At 42.8% G+C, this 16553-nt stretch carries 22 protein-coding genes; 18 read left to right on the top strand and 4 right to left on the bottom strand.

Translation table 11 applies throughout. The features are described 5' to 3' along the window. Positions 1–34 precede the first annotated feature (34 nt). The gene (locus tag OH460_RS16350; protein WP_008217785.1) at positions 35–499 is read right to left on the bottom strand and encodes an acyl-CoA thioesterase; all 465 of its coding nucleotides are present in this window, start codon (positions 497–499) and stop codon (positions 35–37) included. Between the two features lie 126 nt (positions 500–625). Further along, positions 626–2464, bottom strand: coding sequence for an ABC transporter ATP-binding protein/permease (locus OH460_RS16345; RefSeq protein ID WP_269998675.1), 1839 nt, complete (start codon positions 2462–2464; stop codon positions 626–628). Between the two features lie 516 nt (positions 2465–2980). Here OH460_RS16345 and artP point away from each other — a divergent pair. The 8 genes from artP to OH460_RS16305 all read left to right on the top strand — a co-directional run bounded on the left by artP (position 2981) and on the right by OH460_RS16305 (position 8811). After that, complete coding sequence (gene artP / locus OH460_RS16340) at positions 2981–3709, top strand: arginine ABC transporter ATP-binding protein ArtP (protein ID WP_333482710.1); 729 nt, start codon at positions 2981–2983, stop codon at positions 3707–3709. A 97-nt stretch (positions 3710–3806) separates the two neighbouring features. After that, complete coding sequence (locus tag OH460_RS16335) at positions 3807–4538, top strand: arginine ABC transporter substrate-binding protein (protein WP_008217791.1); 732 nt, start codon at positions 3807–3809, stop codon at positions 4536–4538. Position 4539: 1 nt separating this feature from the next. After that, positions 4540–5226 (top strand): arginine ABC transporter permease ArtQ, encoded by a 687-nt coding sequence (gene artQ, locus OH460_RS16330; RefSeq protein WP_269998670.1) that lies wholly within the window; start codon positions 4540–4542, stop codon positions 5224–5226. Continuing rightward, entirely contained in the window at positions 5223–5891 is a 669-nt protein-coding gene (gene artM / locus OH460_RS16325; protein ID WP_008217794.1) for an arginine ABC transporter permease ArtM, read from the top strand. Before artQ ends, artM begins: the two co-directional genes overlap by 4 nt. Before the next feature lie 314 nt (positions 5892–6205). Further along, positions 6206–6808 carry a DUF922 domain-containing protein gene (locus OH460_RS16320; protein WP_269998667.1) on the top strand — a complete coding sequence of 201 codons (603 nt, stop codon included), beginning with the start codon at positions 6206–6208 and terminating at the stop codon, positions 6806–6808. Positions 6809–6958: 150 nt separating this feature from the next. Continuing rightward, positions 6959–7822, top strand: a complete 864-nt coding sequence (locus OH460_RS16315; protein WP_269998665.1) for a hypothetical protein — start codon at positions 6959–6961, stop codon at positions 7820–7822. Positions 7823–7929: 107 nt separating this feature from the next. Next, positions 7930–8475, top strand: a complete 546-nt coding sequence (locus OH460_RS16310) for a hypothetical protein (RefSeq protein WP_269998663.1) — start codon at positions 7930–7932, stop codon at positions 8473–8475. Between the two features lie 138 nt (positions 8476–8613). Next, positions 8614–8811 carry a hypothetical protein gene (locus OH460_RS16305; RefSeq protein WP_269998661.1) on the top strand — a complete coding sequence of 66 codons (198 nt, stop codon included), beginning with the start codon at positions 8614–8616 and terminating at the stop codon, positions 8809–8811. Between the two features lie 222 nt (positions 8812–9033). Here OH460_RS16305 and OH460_RS16300 read toward each other — a convergent pair whose 3' ends face one another. Further along, positions 9034–9990 carry an IS110 family transposase gene (locus OH460_RS16300; protein WP_269998659.1) on the bottom strand — a complete coding sequence of 319 codons (957 nt, stop codon included), beginning with the start codon at positions 9988–9990 and terminating at the stop codon, positions 9034–9036. 415 nt (positions 9991–10405) lie between these two features. Between OH460_RS16300 and OH460_RS16295 the strand changes: the two genes are divergently transcribed. The 10 genes from OH460_RS16295 (at position 10406) to OH460_RS16250 (ending at position 14958) form a co-directional block, all read left to right on the top strand. Then, entirely contained in the window at positions 10406–10822 is a 417-nt protein-coding gene (locus OH460_RS16295; protein WP_269998658.1) for a hypothetical protein, read from the top strand. A gap of 155 nt (positions 10823–10977) precedes the next feature. Next, positions 10978–11433, top strand: coding sequence for a GNAT family N-acetyltransferase (locus tag OH460_RS16290; protein WP_269998656.1), 456 nt, complete (start codon positions 10978–10980; stop codon positions 11431–11433). 73 nt (positions 11434–11506) lie between these two features. Beyond that, positions 11507–12061: a nucleotidyltransferase family protein gene (locus tag OH460_RS16285; protein ID WP_269998654.1), complete on the top strand. Its 555-nt coding sequence runs from the start codon at positions 11507–11509 to the stop codon at positions 12059–12061. Positions 12062–12091: 30 nt separating this feature from the next. Continuing rightward, a complete protein-coding gene (locus OH460_RS16280) occupies positions 12092–12226 on the top strand; it encodes a hypothetical protein (RefSeq protein WP_269998652.1) in 135 nt (44 codons plus the stop codon). 103 nt (positions 12227–12329) lie between these two features. Next, positions 12330–12968, top strand: a complete 639-nt coding sequence (locus OH460_RS16275; protein WP_269998650.1) for an RraA family protein — start codon at positions 12330–12332, stop codon at positions 12966–12968. A 164-nt stretch (positions 12969–13132) separates the two neighbouring features. After that, positions 13133–13555 (top strand): hypothetical protein, encoded by a 423-nt coding sequence (locus OH460_RS16270; RefSeq protein WP_269998648.1) that lies wholly within the window; start codon positions 13133–13135, stop codon positions 13553–13555. A 44-nt stretch (positions 13556–13599) separates the two neighbouring features. Then, entirely contained in the window at positions 13600–14007 is a 408-nt protein-coding gene (locus OH460_RS16265) for a hypothetical protein (protein ID WP_269998647.1), read from the top strand. Between the two features lie 70 nt (positions 14008–14077). Continuing rightward, positions 14078–14326 (top strand): hypothetical protein, encoded by a 249-nt coding sequence (locus OH460_RS16260; RefSeq protein WP_061034089.1) that lies wholly within the window; start codon positions 14078–14080, stop codon positions 14324–14326. A 26-nt stretch (positions 14327–14352) separates the two neighbouring features. Next, entirely contained in the window at positions 14353–14685 is a 333-nt protein-coding gene (locus OH460_RS16255; RefSeq protein WP_269998643.1) for a YnfA family protein, read from the top strand. 57 nt (positions 14686–14742) lie between these two features. After that, a complete protein-coding gene (locus tag OH460_RS16250) occupies positions 14743–14958 on the top strand; it encodes a DUF6434 domain-containing protein (protein ID WP_128160630.1) in 216 nt (71 codons plus the stop codon). 86 nt (positions 14959–15044) lie between these two features. On the opposite strand, the gene OH460_RS16245 is transcribed toward OH460_RS16250, so the two are convergent. Beyond that, complete coding sequence (locus tag OH460_RS16245) at positions 15045–16547, bottom strand: efflux transporter outer membrane subunit (protein WP_269998640.1); 1503 nt, start codon at positions 16545–16547, stop codon at positions 15045–15047. Between the last annotated feature and the right edge of the window lie 6 nt (positions 16548–16553).

Raw genomic sequence — 16553 nt, 5'->3', positions numbered from 1 at the left:
AAACTTTCTGATTAGGTCTGAATTAACGAACCGTTTATTCCGTTACTGCTTCTTGTTTGAAGCATGGGCTTTTAAGCGTGTTCATGCGTTCAATTTCACTGGTTAGACGCAGTGACAGTAGCGCTTTTTGGTTCGATGCGAAGTCGAACATCACGATAGTCGCTGTCCCTACAGTAGTAAGTTTTTGCTGCGCTTTACTGACGATCGCGTATTCCATGGTAAAACGGTCGTCTTGAATATCGGTGACTCGTGAGCCCACCATCAAAGTATCAGGGTAGGTGACTGGTCGGAAATATTTACAATAAGTATCGCCAAGGACAGGGCCAACTTTGGTGATTGCCATCTCTTCCATCAGCTCTACGTGCTTAAAGAAATCTAAGCGAGCGGTTTCAAAGTAACGAAAATACACAGCGTTGTTGACGTGATTGAGTGCGTCCATTTCTCCCCAAGCGACTGGGATTTCTGTTACTACCGGGTAGTCAGATAATAGTGCTTCCATGCGAACTCTCTTATTGTTATTTATCCTACATTGGAATAAAAACCCTACCGCTAATTTAACAAAACTGCAACACGTGTGATTTAAGTTTTTGAAGCTAGAAATCACACGTTGTCAGAGACTTGGCTGTTAGCTATTAGCAGGTTCGTCACTCAGGTGTTTGAATTGGAGTTCAACCAGGCGTTGGTATAGTTCACAGCTATTGATGAGCGACTGGTGGTTGCCGATGTCTACAAGCTGCCCTTGATCGAGCACCGCAATTTGGTCTGCGTGTTTGATTGTCGACAAACGGTGAGCGATGATGATCGTCGTTCTGCCGCGCATTAATTCTTCCAATGCTTGTTGAACATGATGCTCACTTTCGCTGTCTAGGGCGCTAGTTGCTTCATCCAGTAATAAGATGTTTGGATCTTTCAAGATGGCACGCGCGATAGCAATACGCTGACGTTGACCACCAGACAGCCTTACGCCTCGTTCCCCAAGGAAACTATGATAACCATCTGGTAGGTTCTGAATGAACTCATGTGCGTGTGCTTTTTTCGCCGCTTCAATCACTTGTTCATCGGTCGCTTCTGGGTTGCCGTAGCGAATGTTATGGAACACATCGTTACTGAACAGAGCGGGTTGTTGAGGAACAAGCGCCATCTGCTTTCTTAGTTCGTTCGGATCAAACTGATTAAGTTCCACGCCACCTAGCGTCACTTTACCCATTTGAGGATCGTAGAAACGTTGCAGCAATTCAAACAGGGTGGTTTTACCTGCACCAGATGGGCCAACTAACGCCAATACTTTACCTTCGTGCGCGGTTAACGACAGGTTGCTTGTTGCTGGTTGATCCGGTCTAGACGGGTAACAGAAGGTCACATTATCAAAAGCGACTTCTGGCGTTAGGTTATCGAGCGATGTTGGATTCTCGACTGGGGCAACGATGTGGCTTTCCACTTGCTGAATCTCAATTAAACGCTCGGTGGCACCTGCCGCACGTTGCAGTTCGCCCATCACTTCAGAAATTGTCCCTAGCGATGAAGCGACCATAATCGCGTAAAAGACAAACGCAGCCAAATCGCCGGCGGACATGGTGCCGTTGATAACATCAGTACCACCCACCCAAAGCATGCCTGCAATCGCACTGAACACGATAACAATCACGCCAGAGATAAGAATCGCGCGCTGTTTTACGCGTTGACGACCAATTTCATACGCCTTTTCTACTTCAAGCGCGAATGATGCTTTCTCTTGAGCTTCTCGGCTGTAGCTCTGAACGGTTTTGATGTGCTCAATCGCTTCGCCCGCATAAGAGCCAACGTCTGACATCGAATCTTGGCTTTTACGTGATAGCGCTCTTACACGACGCCCGTAAACCAAAATTGGAATCAAGATAAACGGCACCGATGCCAGCACAATAAGCGTGAGTTTAATGTTGGTGGCAAACAACATAATGATTGCACCAAGGCACATCAGCGCGCTGCGCATCGCCATCGAGAACGATGAACCAATGATACTTTGAAGTAGCGTTGTGTCTGTAGTGATGCGCGACATGATGTCGCCACTGCCATTGGTTTCAAAGTAGCTCGGATGTAGTGTCACAACGTGATTGAAAACCGATAGTCGGATATCTGCACTCACGCGTTCGCCTACAGAAGACACCAAATAGAAGCGGAAGAAGGTACCAATAGAAATCAATACCACCACAACCATGATGAATTGGATAGCGCTACCTAAGTCTGATAAAGATTGTTGGCTAAAACCCTGGTCAATCAGAAGGCGAATACCGTGTCCCACTGAGAGGGTTAAGCTCGCTGTGAAGATCAAAGCGATCAGAGCTGCAATCACGCGGCCTTTGTAAGGTTGAATAAATTTAATCAGCTCAAGCAAAATGCTGAGGCTTTTCTTCTCTGGTTTTGATTCTGGATTCTGTTGAGTCTGTCGCTGAGTAGCCTCAAGCGTAGAAGAGACATCGTTTTGCATATGATTGCCTTAGTGTTTGTCGCTTTAAGAATAGATGACTGGTTACTTGTAATACGTCTTGTTCGCTGGCAAGTGCTAGTTATTGAGAATAGATGCCATTAAAGCATTTATTGGAGCGTCACGCTTCCTAGGAAACTCAATTTTCAATAACTCGTGTGCATTCGATGCGTACGTGGAAAGCTAAACAAAAGGAAAATTAAGCACACTTATTCGCCGCTGTCAGAGTAATAATAGGGTGGTTACCCCTGATTTTTATTCAGGTGTATAGGTTCAATTAAGAGTCTACCACCTTCGCTGATTAAGTGGGTTTGGATTTATAAAAACGTTTGCTTTTTGGTGTCATATTCGAGTTTTCAATAACTTGGATGAAAAGAGGTAGGAGCAGTTAATGAGGCTGTTTTTTGTGCAATATTTGTTACAAAAATTCAACAAATTAAATTTTTATACATTTTTCTTGCATAAAAGTTCATTTTAAATAGAATAACCAACAAATGACAATTAATGCAGTATTTTGGCATGAGTATTCAAGTAAAGAGCATCAATAAATCATACGGCGATATCCAAGTTCTTCACGACATCAGTTTTAACTGTAAGAGTGGTGAAACCTTGGTCCTGCTTGGCCCAAGCGGCGCCGGTAAGAGTTCACTACTGCGTGTTTTGAACCTGCTAGAAATTGCGGATAACGGTGAGCTAGACATTGCGAATGAGCAATTCGATTTTTCTAGCCAGATCCAAGAGAAGCAGGGGCTGAAACTTCGTCGTAAAGTCGGCATGGTTTTCCAACAATACAACTTGTGGCCACACATGACGGTAATGGAAAACTTGATTGAAGCACCAACTAAGGTTGCAGGCCTAGATAAGCAAGAAGCGATCAAACAAGCGCAAACGGTTTTGAAAACTTTACAGCTTGCAGACAAAGCAGACGCTTGGCCATTACAACTATCAGGTGGTCAACAACAACGTGTCGCGATTGCTCGTGCTCTTATGATGAAGCCAGATGTATTGCTATTTGACGAACCAACAGCGGCTCTTGACCCAGAGATCACCAACCAAGTTGTTAGCATCATCAAAGAGCTAAGCGGCACCGGGATTACTCAGGTGGTAGTGACTCACGAAGTTGACTTCGCCAAGAAGATTGCGAGCCACGTTCTTTACCTTGAAAAGGGTTACATCGTGGAACACGGCACCAGCGACGCATTTATTAATCCGCAAACTCCAGAGTTTGCTGAGTATTTGACTCACTAAGTCACTGACTAGATTTACCTAAACACAACATCGATTAAAACAATCAAATTATAAGAATGGCCACAGGCCACTATCACAATGTATTCGGAGTAACAAAATGAAAAAGATTCTACTAGCTTCACTTATCGGCCTTGCTTCTTTCAATGCAGCAGCTCAAGAAGAAATCAAATTCGCAATGGAAGCAACTTACGCACCATTCGAATACATGGATGAGAACAACCAAATCCAAGGCTTCGACGTTGATCTAGCAAACGCACTTTGTGAGGAGATGAAAGCGACATGTACTTTCCACAACCAAGCGTTCGATAGCTTGATCCCAGCTCTTAAATTCAAACGTTATGATGCGGCTATCTCGGCAATGGACATCACTGAAGCACGTCTTCAACAAGTAAACTTCTCTGACGCTTACTACGACAACTCTGCAGCATTCATCTCTATTGAAGGCAAAGTAGCAGACCAAGCAGCACTAGAAGGCAAGCGTATCGGTGTTCAAAACGGTTCTACTCACCAAAGCTACCTACTTGAGCAACTGCCAGGTGTGACAGCTGTACCTTACTCAAGCTACCAAGATGCATTCATCGATATGAAAAATGGTCGTATTGATTCTGTATTCGGTGACACAGCGGTAGTCGCAGAATGGTTCAAGAAAGAAGACAACCTGACGTATGTTGGCGAGCAAGTAACAAACCAAGAATACTTCGGTAACGGTTTCGGCATCGCAGTAAACAAGAGCAACCCAGAGCTAGTTGCACAGCTGAATACAGCACTTGCAGCAGTGAAAGCGAACGGCGAATACGACAAGATCTTCAACAAGTACTTCGGTAAGTAATATGCAGTTAACGGGTTACTCTTTAGGGCTCGTCGAAGCAAGCTGGATGACAATTCAGCTTGCATTCGTAAGCCTATTGGTTGGATTAGTTTTAGCGGTATTGTTTGCTGGCGGTGAAATGTCTCGTCGCATTGCAATCAAATGGCCGACAACCGCGTTCGTGACAATCGTACGTGGTCTACCAGAAATCTTGGTAGTTTTGTTTATCTACTTTGGTTCAACACAAGTGCTCTTCATGATCACTGGTGACTTTGTTGAAGTTAGCCCGTTCTTATCTGGTGTTGTTGCGTTGTCACTTATCTTCGCTTCTTACGCTTCACAAACCATTCGTGGTGCATTGAAAGCAGTAAGTAAAGGGCAGAGAGAAGCGGCGAGTGCATTGGGTATCCCTCAATCACGCGCATTTTTCAGAATCGTATTGCCACAGGCAGTAAGACACGCACTGCCAGGTTTAACGAACCAATGGTTGGTTCTATTAAAAGACACCGCTCTGGTTTCACTGATTGGCGTAACCGATCTATTGAAGCAAGCGCAATTAACATCAGCAGCAACGCACGAAGCATTTACTTGGTACGCAACGGCGGCAGCTATTTATCTGATCATCACATTGATTACGCAAAGAGCAGTAAAAGTGATTGATGGTAAGTTCTCTATTCAAGGTTTGGGTAATAAAGGGGCAATGGCATGAATCAACAATACCTCTCTCAAATGCTTGAAGGCTTAGCCACCAGTCTTCAGCTGACCGGCGCTTCACTGCTTGTTGGTTGTATCTTGTCTCTGTTGATGACGGTAACATTGATCCTAAGATTACCTGCAATTCACTGGGTAACACGTGGCATCATCACCTTGTTCACTGGTACGCCGTTACTGGTTCAAATCTTTCTGGTGTATTACGGCCCGGGTCAGTTCGATTGGATTCGTGAAAGCTTCATGTGGACGTGGCTGAGCCAACCTTGGTTCTGCGCAATGTTGGCATTGGCTTTGAACACAGCAGCATACAGCACGCTACTGTTCAGAGGTGCATTCAACGCGATTCCAGCAGGGCAGTGGGAAGCATGTCGTGCATTAGGTATGGACAAAATCGCAACACTTAAAGTGTTACTACCATACGCACTACGCCGCGCCGTTCCAGCGTATTCAAACGAAGTGATTCTAGTCTTCAAAGGCACATCACTAGCAAGCACTATCACCATCATGGATTTGATGGGCTACGCTCAGCGTATTAACGGCCAAACCTACGACACATTAACCGTATTCGGTATTGCTGGCGCATTCTACCTAGCAGTCAACGGCATTTTAACGCTGATCTTCCGCCAAGTAGAGAAGAAGGCCTTAGCTTTCGAAGCTGCGTAAGTTAGCTACTTAAAAGTTTAATTAACGTATAAAGCCTGCCATTTATGTCCGCATAGATGGCAGGCTTTTTTTGTGCTTTCAACATAGCTCGGAGGGCTGTGGGCACATACAGTACGAGAGAGTTTTCGCTAGATTTATACTATATGGGGATATTCTGCACTTTGTCATTCGTTGTACTTATCTATGTTTTAAGTCACTGAAACTAAGCAATTAATTGTGGTAGAGTTCCATGCATATGAAACTTGACCGAAAAATTCTGTATTTCAATGCAGAATTTTTCTGTCTAAAAGCTGTTATGTGCTTCAAGGATGATGATGAAAAAAGTAGTACTTTCAATATATTGCTTAATGGCGTTTAGTCAGGCTAATGCTGACGTCAAGCTAGACTTTCCCTTTCAGAAAAAGTTTGAAGTGTATGAGATTAGCGGGAATAGTGTTGAAGAAATTGAGCGCTCATTTAACGCTAGACCTGAGTTTCTCGTAAATGAAGGCTTTGACGGGTACACCGCGTGGAAATACGACTTCCATACGAATGATGATTCTTGTGAAATTCATGAATTTGAGCTTGAAGTTACCTATATACTTCCGAAGTTCGAAATGTCTAAGACTTCAGATGAGTCAGCTGAGGAGTTTCGTCCATACCTTGAGAAGCTCTATCGTCATGAACAGATTCATTGTGCGCTTGCAGTTAAGTCGATGCACGAAATGTATTTAGCCTTCAAACGAGGGCTGCGTGGAGGGTGTAGTAGCGCAAATGATAGAGTCATTGAGCTTGAAGGTGATTTAGTGGAAAGTAATGCTCTGTTTGACGTTTATACATCGCATGGAGAAATTGAATTAGCAGAGTCTCCTTTTGGTGAGGGGCCTTACGTGAAAATATGCGAAATACCTTTCGCGCCAATGTCACCACGCATATAACAATAAATTTAAGCAGATTCGCAACGCTTGGCACTTTTGGTTTGAATCAGTTTTAGTGTTTACGGCACAATGCTTTAGGTAGGTGGCAGCGTTGCTCACTACTTAATTTGGCGTTAGCCCACAATCGATGTATTGATGTCAGGAGGAAAGATGAATTATTGGCAAAAAACAAAGCTTAAAGTCATTCCGTCAATAAACAGGGTACGTTTAAATTGTCGATTAGAGAAAACTCCTAAATTTTTTCGTATCGTCATACACGAAAAAGCTAAACCTTTTTTTACATGGACGAAAAGAGTTCTTACAGCAATCAGTTTGCTTGCGGCGTTCTATGTGTTTGACCATTCCATTTATGCTTTTCTCTTCGGTGTTGGAGTATGGCTACTAATCACTTTTGTCGAAAAAACAGTTTTCATCTATAACAGCCTTTTCGTTATGCCTCCGTTAACGTATGAACACGATCCTGCAAGACTGCTCGGTACTTCATTCGGGGTTGCAACTCCACCTGATGGTGGGCCTGAAATACCAATTGTCGGTTTTGTGGTTGCGGACGAAGAGTATGGGCGTCAAATGCATGAAACTTTAAAATATTGGACGGACAACAACTTCCATGATGAAGAGGGGCGTGTTTGCTTAAGCGCAATTGTTCTAAACCCGAAAGAGTATGTATTTCTGTGTTACCCAAACCTTGAGCATCGCGCTGTTGAAGAATTTCATAAAGAAGTTGAGGGTAAGCGCAAAGAGAAGAGCTTAACTGACATTCATATACCGACTTTTGCTCTCACCATTATTGGTAAGCGATGCCAAGTTGGTGAGGGGTCTTACTTCCCCACGTTTCGTGAAAAATATCGTGAGGGAGTTCCAGTTATGTTTCAAATATGTATGCCAGGTGAGCAAGGGCAAGTTAAGGATATAGATGGATTGGACCATTTTGTTCTGTTTAAACTAAAGATTAAGGACAAAGAACAACTTACAAGGAAAGAAATTGAATACGACTACTTGAAAGTAATGGGCTAACAAAGCATTTAAGAGTGATTCGTAACGCTTGGCAGTTTCGCTTCACACAAGTATAGCCAAGCGTTGCTCACACGTTAGTCGAGCGTTATACATAGAGAGGATAGAAAGTGATTCGTGCTTTATTAAATTTTGTTAGAAACCCTCAAAACGAACCAATTTCGAGCTGGGTTCAGACATTACTTCTAGCTATCGGTGTTGTTTATGGTCTTGTGCAACTTACATATATATCAGATTCTTACACTCAAAAATTAAACGAGAACTACTTAAAACACTATGAACACTATAACAAGGCGGTATTTGTAAAGTTAACTGAGTTAAGCAATTTTTATTTTTACCTCAAAGACGATGAAAGTAGCGTTAAACGAATAGCCCAGCAGTTTGAGGATATCCTTCAAAAAGAGGATGAAGTTGACCAATTTTTTAATGATATATCGTCTTGTGCAAAGTTTGGTCTATGCCCCCAGGACAAAGTTGATTCTTTGGTTTGTGGTGATGTAAGCCAACTACATGCAGATATAACAAAGGCAATGCCGCAATTAATCCAATACGGTAGTCATAAGTTTCAACGGATACCCTCAAATTATGAAAGATTAATTAATTCACATTGTGGGTTCTTTGATCGTGTATATCACTGGTACTTGAGGAATGTATAACAAGTGCTTTAAATTGACTGCCAAACTATGGCATTTTTAGTACGATTTTCTTCAGTGATTACGGTGGTTTGTTCGAATGTCGTGGCGTTGGCAGCAACTTAAGCAGGCGTTATGTGATATCGATTTTGGAGGTAAGTTTTGAAAGAGGTAGAAATATTGTATTCGCTGTTGGCTAAAGAGATTGAAAGTCTAAATAGTGAATTGAACATTGCGCTAGTCCTAAACCAGCCAGAAAAAGTCAAAAATCACATCAGTTTAAGTGGAGCCAATGTTAGATTATGGGTTTCTCCGTCAAGTGGTGGTTATGATGTTTCAATTAGTGTTGCTTCATTGTAACGGAAACTAATGCCTTTTTTGAAAGCTTATTTTGAAAGCTTATTTTGAAAGCTTATTTTGAAAGAGAGCCTGATGGTTTTAAACAAAAGAACTCAAATAAAGGTTTCTCCCGCCAGCCTTACTGGCGAACTCGGAATTTTGGTGATGTTCAGTATGCTTGCCAACTTTATGCCCAAACTTTCAAATTAAACATCACATAACAAGAGACTATGGCGTCAATAGTTAATTTTTGACGCTATCTTTATCCCACATTGCGCCGTCTCTTAGCATTGAATTGAGTGTCACAACCATCTTTCTCATGCAGGCAACTATCGCTACTTTTTTAGGTTTTCCTGCCGCAAGTAATCGTTCATAAGTAGCCTTAAATACAGGGTTGCATTGGATAGCCGACATCATTGCCATGTACATGACTGTTCTAACTTGAGGTCGACCTCCTTTTATCATCCGTTTGCCTTTGAAGCGTCCGCTCTCTCTTGTTATAGGTGCGACGCCAATGAGAGAAGAGGCTTGCTTGTTAGTGATAAAACCGAGTTCGGGTACATTGCTAATTAGCGAGGCGGCTAGGATCTTTCCTACGCCAGGCATGCTTTGAAGGATGGTGTTCTTAGCTTGATATTCAGGGCAGCTCTCAATCAGCTTTTCTATCTTTGCCTCTACTTTTTTAAGCTGATTTTTTAGAGCGGTTAGAATCGGAGTAATAGTCGATGAGATGTTTTTGGGTAATATTTGTAGTCGGTTTCTTTCCATGGTTTGCATGGTGAGTAGTTGGTTCCGCCTCGTGACTAAGTCACTCATAAGGCGTATGTTTTCGCTTTTTAGCTTGGTAAGTTCGGGCTGAACTCGTTCGGCATAATGTGCGATGAGTTCGGCATCTAAACGATCGTTCTTAGCTCGTTGACCAATGGCTTCAGCAAATCTTTTAATACGTAGTGGATTGGCAACGACATAAGGCAATTTGGCTTTACCACAGGCGAGTATGAAGGGCATTTCTAATCGACCTGTAGCCTCGATGACGACGCGTTGAGGTTTGTGTTTCTTAATGATTTTAATGGCATCGCTGATGCCTTTATCGGTGTTTGGTACGGTGAAGTAAATGTCGAGTGGACGGACATAGATGTCTAATTGTGACTTACCAGTATCAACGCCAACATTAATGTTTTGAAGTGTGTTTGTATTCATAATAAGCTAACTCTTGCTTGCAAATGCGGGCTCGAGACCCAGAAGACTATTCGAGTGTGGTGCTTGGAGTTCTATCTGACGTTCGTACTTGTTACCGGTCTCTCAATCGAGGAGCCATCGTTTAATCGAACTACCAGATAGAAGAACTTTAGTTGCAGCTAAAGTCTGGGTCTCACCTTACCCGGTTGGAGTGCTTATTATCCATACAAAGCGTTTAAGACGGATTCGCAACGCTTGGCATTTTCGGTTTGATTCAACTTTAGTGTTTACGGCACAATGGTTCAAGTAGGATGGTAGCGTTGCTCATAACTTAATTGGGCGTTAGACAATTGTGGAAACTAACTGAGAAAATATGTGTTGTTTTGAAATTTGTAATTGTCGCTGTAGCGATACAGACGAAAGTTTCGATCGTGTATTGTCCACGGAGACAAACTTTGGTTTCAGTCTATCTCAAATATCGAAATCGAATATTGGTTGGTTTACAGACGAAACCATCGCTGATCATCAACTTGAGCTCTGGGGCATTGGAAAACAATCTGGTATCTATATGCTTTGGCATAAAGAAGACTATTGTACCCAGCATGACCGTTATCACATGACATGTCTGTATGTTGGTAAAGGTTACGTCAATTCTCGGTTGCGCTCTCATTGGAAAAAGAAAAACTTCTCAGATGAGATGCTAATTTACTTCTCATATTTTCCTTGCACTAACAGGCAAGCTAAATACATCGAGCAATTGTACCTAGATTTGTACGATCTACCTCTAAATAAGGCCGAGAATGGCGGTGAGCTTATCTTATGTCAACATTGGCCAGAGTGGGACGTTAACTAATTTTTCTAACTTGGCATTTAAGATAGATTCTCGCCACATGTCATTTTCCACCCCATAGTTGAGTTCGATTTTTACGATGGTAAGGTGAAGCTTTGTAGTCGCATTGCTCATACTTTTATGCGGCTTTAGCAGTCAGAATTAAAAAGGACCTACAGATGGAATTAAAGTATCGTTCAGCTGAATTTAAAGATTTGGAAAGTCTTGTTGCTTTGCTTTCAAATGACCCACTTGGTAGTAAAAGAGAAGATGCGTCTATACCGTTGAATCGTGGCTATATTGAAGCGTTCGAAGCGATTGCGCGAGACCCAAACAACGAATTACTGGTTGTTGAACTGGAAGGCGCTCTGGTCGGGATGCTTCAACTAACCTTTATTCCGTATCTAACGCATATTGGTAGTTGGCGTTGTCTTATCGAAGGTGTTCGAATCCATAGTGACTATCGTGGACAAGGTTTCGGTGAGCAAATGTTCGGACACGCTATCGAACTGGCAAAAAACAAAGGCTGTACAATCGTTCAGTTAACAAGTGACAAGCAGCGCCCTGATGCCATCAGGTTCTATGAAAAACTTGGATTTAAAGCAACGCATGAAGGGTTCAAACTCGCGTTGTAGGCTGTTTGCTCATAATCTGCTTCAGCGATTCAGTTCAATCATCTTCACCTTTAGCATGCTCTAATAGGCCAATATGAACAAACAGCTTGAATATCTAATCCATCAAGTTCCTGAGTTAGTTGAGACTGCTAAAGTATGTCGAGAAGTAGGGGTGCCAAACTTCTATATTGCTGGTTGCGCTATTACTCAGGTAGTCTGGAATAGTATTGAAAATAAGCCACTTCTCGATCAGGTGAAGGATTTTGATATCGTTTATTTCGATAGTTCTCAGCTCACCAGTGAAGATGGGTTTAAAAGTCGCATTTGCTCGCGGTTAAGTCATATCGTAGATATTGATGTAAAAAATCAGGCAACTATCCATGAACGCTATTCGACGAAGTTCGGATGTTCCATTCAGCCATATGAGCGTGTTGAGCAAGGTATTGAATCTTGGTTATCTGCTTTTGCTATTGGCTTCACCATAGAAGGGTCAGATCACATCAGGATATTTGCACCTTACGGATTAGAGGACGCATTTAACATGTTGATCAAGCCAAATAAGCGAGCAATGACCGAACAGAACTACAACACAATGACGGCGGGCTACAAAGCTAGATGGCCGCAAGTACAAGTCTTAACTTGGGATTGATCTACCAATAAGTGTATATGGAGTGAATAGGTGGGAACTGTAATAGGCTTGGTCGTTTTAGCGGCGATAGATTGGTATCTGGTTCGTAGAACAGAGCTTCATATTCATCAATGGATTTCTAATAAATACGCAGAGCATCAACAGAATAAGCGCGACAGTAAGTAACATTAATGAAGTACGAAAATTCAAAGTGTATAGAACGGGGTTGAAATGAGAGTCCGTGACTTGTATTTGAGGCTTAAGGATACCCTGGACAAGGAGTGTAAATATGAAGCAAGACTTTTCTACATTAGCGACAACCGAGTACGGAAACATATTGGGTAATCAGTACTTTATGGATTTCAATATTGGTCCTCTTTGGCAGGACATGCCGCGAATTTGTGGCGAAGCTTTTACGGTTCAATTAGCTGCTGGTGATAACTTAATGCTTCATTCTGCAATATATGAAGCACCAAAAGGCTCAATTATTGTCGTCGATGGTGTTGATAGCGAATATGCAGTTGCAGGAGGCAATGTATGCGCAGTTGCTAAGCGTAGAGGCATAAAAGGTTTCATTATTGATGGTGTTATTCGGGATTTGGCTGAAATTACAGACATGAAATTCCCAGTTTTTGCTAAAGGTGTTCATCCAGTTCCGGGAAAAAAAGAGATCTATTCTGAACTAGGTACTGAAATTAGATGTGGAGGCGTAAACGTCTCAACCGGAGATATCATTGTGGCTGATATCGAGGGTGTTGCTGTTATTCCTAAGTCCAGAAAAGATGAGGTATTTTTAATGGCTTCAGATAAAGCTAATAAAGAAGCCTCGTTAACATTGGCTCAGTGGGAAGAGAACCATAAGGCGAAGATTAAGCAAGCAATAATCGGTGCGAAACAAAAACAAAGTGCGCAAAATGATGTAGGTTGACCCAAAGACTTAAGACTTGCGTTACATGAGATTCACCGAAGACTGAGTTTTCTATCGAGTTGTTGAGATATAAGTACGTTTCAGATGCTCAAATTTTGGTAATTAACGTTCCCTGTCGATTATCGAATTTTTCTTCAAGCTAATTACTAAGACAGGGAACTGAAATGAACAGATTAACGTGGACTGCACTTGTGCCGCTTTTGCTATCAATGGCCATGGTGTTTAGCACTTATAGTTACGGAAGCCAGAGTGGGTTAGAAGCGTTCACTGTCTCTTTGGTGTTGTCTGCGCCTTTAATTTTTACCTTTTTGCTCGTTTTCTCATTTTGTCGAGATGGCGCTGCTGACAGGCATGCGTTATTTGGAACCATTGCCATTTGTATGCACTTATCTACGGTATTGTTACATGTTTGGTGGAATGGATTCATGTTCACCGATGTGACCAGAAACGACGGTTTAGGGCCAGCACAAGGGTACTCTGGTTTGATACTTTGGTTGGGTAGCATCAAGGCAATGATCATTGGCGTCGCTGTTGGTGTTTGCGCACATTTCGTGACTCGAATGGTTAGAAGGCTGGCCTTTAGATAAGATTACCTAGCTTACCAACACCGGTAGTGAAAGGAGTTTGAAGTATGTTTTATAGCAAGGAGCTCAACAAAGGGTTGCTGCTGATCTTCATTGTGCTTAGCGTGTTTATTGTATTTACATCGAACAATGGCTTCGGTTCCTTGTTTGCCCTGTCGATCAACGCTTTAATTGCGATTCTCTTTTTCTCCATGACAATTGAGCTCAAAGGTGACACGCTGACTTGGTATTTCGGTTTTGGTTTTTGGCGTAAGGTTGTGAAGGTATCTGATATTGTCGACACATCGTTTTATCAAACTAAGTGGTATCAAGGTATTGGTATCCGAATGTTGAGCGATGGATGGCTGTATAACGCATCGACAGGCTCAGCAATAAAGCTAAGCTTAAGCGGTGGAAAACACATTTATATTGGTTGTAAAGACGCACAAGGTTTGAAGGCTGTCCTGAAACCATGATGAGTTTATAATAACGAAAAGATAAAGACGTTTTAATACTCAACAAACATACGTTAAAAGGGATAAGGATATGTCTGTTAGCGAGAAGATATTGCATTGCGGGAACTGCAATAAAGAGACGCCCCATATAAGGTTAAGTTCAGCAGAAATTGAAGCGAAACAACTAGATAAAAATACGTTGAAGTCGCATGTGTTGAACATCGTGTTCGGTGTGTTGTTGGGAACTCAAAAGTCTAAGTCTCAAATTAGTTATTTCAAGTGCTCAGTGTGTCACGCAGAGTATGATAATGATGAAAATGTTCCAAATGGTTGGAGCTAGTGGGTTATAAAAAGTAAAGGTAAGTTGTGATTGAATTCAAAACGGTAGGTCTTTTTGTCGTTACGGCGATAGCGGAAATAGTAGGATGTTATTTACCTTACCTTTGGCTAAGGGAAGACAAGAGTGCCTGGTTACTGATCCCGGCAGCAATAAGCCTTGCAGCATTTGCTTGGTTGCTGACGCTGCACCCTACAGCGACAGGGCGTGTTTATGCGGCTTACGGTGGTGTGTACATCTCGGTCGCGCTGGTATGGCTGTGGCTTGTCGATGGTGAGAAACCAACAACGTGGGATCTAGTTGGTGGTTCGGTGGCGCTGCTTGGTATGGCGATTATTATGTTCGCACCAAGAAACGTGTAATTAGACGCTGCTGTGGTGCAATTTGAATCGCTTATTTTCAAGGAGGAATCAGAGTACATGGCAAAGGTTGATTGGCACAAAAATCAGATAGACGAGAATACGTTAATCACAGATAGCTATAAAACGACTCAGAATGTCCGTCGATACTTTAAATCCCAACTTGGTGAGCAGTTTAAATTTGATCGTGATTTCATGCTTTGGATGAAAAGCTCAACAGGATTAACGATGGGTGATGCCGTACAAGAGTGGGCGAAGCGCAACCAAGCTAAATAGTCACGTTTGTATGAATAGAAAAATACCGCTGATTGATTCAGCGGTATTTTTTTGCTTATTGCTTCGGTGAATTGCATGTCGGTCTTTTAGTTCACAGCAGCTAACTCGACACTTTCTGGATTGTTAGAGACTTTCCAATCACCACCGAGGGCTTTGTATACAGCGATAGTGGTGTTCGCGGTTTGCAGCTTAGCGGCCACTTGGCGGTCTTGCATCATCTTTTGTTGTCTTTGTGCATCCAATACCGATAAGTAGTCAACTAAACCTGCTTTGTAGAGTGACTTAGCTTTGCTGACGGCGTTATCGACGGCGAGGGTGGCTTCATCAATGCGCTTTTGATTCTCTTGGCTGCGGCCGTATGCGAATAAGCTAGAATCTACCTCAGCGAATGCGCTGTCTACCGAATGTTGGTAGTTAAGTGCTGCTGAGCGGAATCTGGCTTCATTCATCTCAACCATAGCTTCACCACGGCCACCATCAAACACATTCCAACTAATACCTGCAGACGCAGCCCAACCAAATGAGTCACTGCTAAATAAGTCGTCAAAACTTCCAGCGGTAACGCCAGGTGTGCCTGTTAAGAAGAACTTTGGATAACGATTGGCAATACTCGCACCAAGTTCTTCGTTGATAGCGGCCATTTCACGTTCTGCGATGCGAATGTCTGGGCGCTGCTCCAATAAATCTGAAGGGATGCCTGTCGGGATAACATCTTTCATTCTTGGAAGAGTATAGTCACCCGCTAAACGCTGATTAACGTCCGAAAGTGACTCACCTAGCAACACTGCCATACGCTGTTTGTGAACTTGTTCTGCAATTTCTAACTGAGGAACAATGGATTCTGTTGCAGCGAGCATAGCTTTGGTTTGTGCTAAATCTAACTCAGAGCCATAACCGCTGCGAACCACTTTGGTTACTAACTCAAGTGTACGTTGTTGGTCTTGTATGTTCTCCATTGCAATTGCTTTGCGTTCTTGTGCGCCACGGTATTGAAGGTAGTTGTGGATCACGTCTGCGGTGATTAAGGTATTTAACCCTGATTGGAAGATTTCGGCTTGTTCGACACGAATCGAAGCTGCGTTTGCTTGTCTGTCGATGCGTCCAAACAGGTCCATTTCCCACGCGATGCTCGCGCCAAGAAAACCGCCATCGTGTTGTGCCTCCAGCAATGACATACCGGTTGCTGATTCAACCGCATCAGATGCACCAAATACGGGGCCGAGTAGGGAGTCATTCTCACTCAGCTGGTAATTGTAGTAACCACCACCGACATTTACGGTCGGTACTTTAAAGGATTCAACGACACTCTTATAGGAGTTCGCCATATTGATCCGTTCAGCAGCGAGTTTGAGTGGTATGTTTTGGCTTTGCACATCAGCCACTAACTGATTGAGTGTCGGATCATTGAACTGAGTCCACCAATGATTCTGCTGTTGATTCGTCTCACTGTGGCTTTCACTGTCTTGGCTGTACAAGAAGGTTTCTGCCATTGTGGTTTGTGGCTCCTCGTAATCTGGGCCAACCGCACAACCGGTAAGTAACAAGGCTAGGGCAATAGGAGCCACTTTAAACTTAGGTAATCGATACATGTTTAC

This window comes from Vibrio sp. Makdt (assembly GCF_027587015.1).
Taxonomy (GTDB): Bacteria; Pseudomonadota; Gammaproteobacteria; order Enterobacterales; family Vibrionaceae; genus Vibrio; species Vibrio chagasii_B.
The sequence above is the reverse complement of the archived record's forward strand: the minus strand, read 5'-3'. Positions and strand labels throughout refer to the sequence as shown.